The sequence below is a fragment of the Azospirillum sp. B506 genome, from assembly GCF_000333595.1.
Classification (GTDB): Bacteria; Pseudomonadota; Alphaproteobacteria; order Azospirillales; family Azospirillaceae; genus Azospirillum.
Genome location: NZ_BADK01000720.1, coordinates 1 through 2,143, shown reverse-complemented (window position 1 = coordinate 2,143; position 2,143 = coordinate 1). Strand labels below are relative to the sequence as shown.

3 protein-coding genes and 1 pseudogene are annotated in these 2,143 nt (G+C 67.6%); 1 reads left to right on the top strand and 3 read right to left on the bottom strand.

Translation table 11 applies throughout. The features are described from left to right. On the bottom strand, positions 1–214 hold a 214-nt coding region (locus I71_RS39200; protein WP_211098416.1), incomplete at its 3' end, for a hypothetical protein. Between the two features lie 4 nt (positions 215–218). On the opposite strand from I71_RS39200, the gene I71_RS21545 reads away from it, so the two are divergent. Further along, positions 219–629, top strand: coding sequence for a hypothetical protein (locus I71_RS21545; protein ID WP_211098414.1), 411 nt, complete (start codon positions 219–221; stop codon positions 627–629). A 21-nt stretch (positions 630–650) separates the two neighbouring features. Here the strand turns inward: I71_RS21545 and I71_RS21540 are convergent, their stop codons facing one another. Both I71_RS21540 and I71_RS21535 read right to left on the bottom strand, forming a co-directional pair. Continuing rightward, complete coding sequence (locus I71_RS21540; protein WP_244433973.1) at positions 651–1,811, bottom strand: ABC transporter substrate-binding protein; 1,161 nt, start codon at positions 1,809–1,811, stop codon at positions 651–653. 33 nt (positions 1,812–1,844) lie between these two features. Further along, positions 1,845–2,143 (bottom strand): annotated as a pseudogene (locus tag I71_RS21535) (long-chain fatty acid--CoA ligase); the annotation flags it as partial.

The window sequence follows — 2,143 nt, the reverse complement described above, 5'->3', positions numbered from 1 at the left end:
CCCTGTTTGAGAATCCCCAATACGACGCCACGGCTGCCGGACTCTCGGGCGGGTCCTGTCCCTGCCTGCGCCGGTCGGACCGGTCGTTGGCGTGGCGGGCTTCCAGCCGGATGCCGGCCGGCAACAGCCGACCGCCGAATCTTTCGCCGGATTCCTGAAAGACGACGAACGCACTCCACGGAAATTTAGAGCGCGTTTGCGGCAGGGACACCATCTGTGTGTCGATGACGGGACAGCGTGAAGGGGGCGCGTGGAACGCCGATGCCCCGGTTGCCGCGGGGATCGACAGGGCGGCCGTGGAGAAGACCATTGCCAGCGGTTTGGAAGACGGCGGTCCGATCGCTTTGGGAACTGGCCCGAACCGCCGGGCGGCCGCAGCCATGGCCGCCTTCGTGCGCAGCGGAATCCGTCCGCTCGCCGCCGTGCAGTGGCGGCCAGGGGGCGATCACCTGGTGTTGGCGAAGGATGATTCCGGGCGCCAATCCGCCTGCCGCCGCAAGATCGAGGCAGGACGGCGCGCGGGCGAGCTGTTCACCGCCCGCGCTCCCGATGGCGCCCCATGCGCAACCGCGCTTGTGCTGCGGTCGCTCGCCATCGAATGGCGTATCGCGGTGCGCATCGGCGGCTGATCTGCGACGGCCCCGATGGCATCAGCCGCCCTTGCCGGGATCCTTCACCGCGGTGACCTTGTCGAACTCGACGTTGAACAGCTCACCATCCTGCCTCTCGACCTTGCGGATGTAGATGTCCTGGACGATGTCGCGGGTGTCGGCGTCGATGGTGACCGGGCCGCGCGGACTGGTCCAGCTCATGCCCTTGGCGGCGGCGACGAAGCTGTCGCCATCGGCCTTGCCGCCGGTCTTCTTCAGCACCTCATAGACCAGATGCATGCCATCCCAGCCGCCGACCGACATGAAGTTGGGGCGCAGGCCGCCGTTCGCCTTGCGGAACGCCTCGACATAGGCCTTGTTCTCCGGCGAGGGGTGGGCGGCGGAATAGTAGTGCGCGGTGACCGTACCGATGGCGGCGTCGCCCATCGCCGGCAGGATGTCGTCGTCGGTGACGTCGCCCGTGGCGAGCAGCCGCACCCCGGCCTTGGCCAAGCCGCGCTCGGCGAATTCCTTCATGAAGGACGCTCCCTCGCCCGACGGCACGAAGGCGAAGATCGCATCGGGCGCGCTGTCCTTGGCGCGCTGCATGAAGGGACCATAGTCGGGATTCTTCAGCGGGATGCGGACGTCGCCGACCACCGTGCCGCCGGACGCGGCGAAGCGCTGCTTGAAGACGGTTTCCGCGTCGATGCCGGGGCCATAGTCGGTCACCATCGAGTACATCTTCGCGGCACCGTTCTTCGCCGCCCACTGGGCGATGGTCGCGGCCGACTGCGGCAGGGTGCCGGACGTGCGCAGGATGTAGGGCGACTTGGTGGTGATGACGGAAGAAGCCGCCGCCATGACGATCATCGGCGTCTTGGCCTGCTCCGACACCGGGGCGGCCGACAGCGCCAGCGGGGTCAGCCCGAAGCCGGCGAGGACCGATACCTTCTCCTTCACCACCAGCTCCTGGGCAAGGCGCTTGGTCATGTCGGGCGCCACGCCGGTGTCGTCCTTCACGATCACCTCCACCTTGCGGCCGGCGACGCTGTCGCCGTTGACCTGCTGGTAGAGCCTGACAGCCGCCTCGATCTGCTTGCCGGTCGAGGCGAAAGGGCCGGACATCGGCAGGATCAGACCGATCTTCACCGGGTCGGCCGCCAGGGAGGGCGCCCCGGCCAGCATCGTCCCGGCCGCCGCAGTCAGAGTCAGAGCCAAGGTCCGCTGAAACTCCATGGATGAAGTCTGGGTTCAGGAGAGTGTCGGGCTATGTTCGAGGGTGAATTCGCCGGCCTGGAGCTTGCGTCGCAGGATCTTGCCGACTGGCGATTTCGGGATTTCGTCGAGGAAGACGTACTCGCGCGGGCGCTTGAAGTTGGCGAGGCCGGAGGTGCGGCAATGGTCGTCGAGATCCGTCGCCTCGACGCCGCGGGCGCGCTTGACGAAAGCGACGACCCGCTGGCCCCAGCGCTCGTCGGGCAGGCCGGCGACCGCGACCTCCAGCACGCCGTCATGAAGAGACAGCACGCTTTCGATCTCGACGGGCGAAA